The sequence below is a fragment of the Paenibacillus sp. J22TS3 genome (assembly GCF_018403205.1).
Taxonomy (GTDB): domain Bacteria; phylum Bacillota; class Bacilli; order Paenibacillales; family Paenibacillaceae; genus Fontibacillus; species Fontibacillus tuaregi.
The window spans coordinates 1-255 of the sequence record NZ_BOSF01000034.1 but is presented as its reverse complement, the minus strand read 5'-3'; the positions used below and the strand labels follow the sequence as shown (position 1 = coordinate 255).

Genomic DNA, 255 nt, shown 5'->3' with positions numbered 1-255 from the left:
ATACGTGGGTTCGGGCCTCCAGTGCGTGTTACCGCACCTTCACCCTGGACAGGGGTAGATCACCCGGTTTCGGGTCTACGTCCACGTACTAAAAGTCGCCCTATTCAGACTCGCTTTCGCTGCGGCTGCGGCTCTTCACCTTAACCTCGCACGGGAACGTAACTCGCCGGTTCATTCTACAAAAGGCACGCCATCACCCCTAGATCGGGCTCTGACTTCTTGTAAGCACACGGTTTCAGGATCTCTTTCACTCCC

1 rRNA gene is annotated in these 255 nt (G+C 56.1%); it reads right to left on the bottom strand.

The features are described 5' to 3' along the window. Positions 1-255, bottom strand: a 23S ribosomal RNA gene (locus tag KJS63_RS25920); the annotation flags it as partial.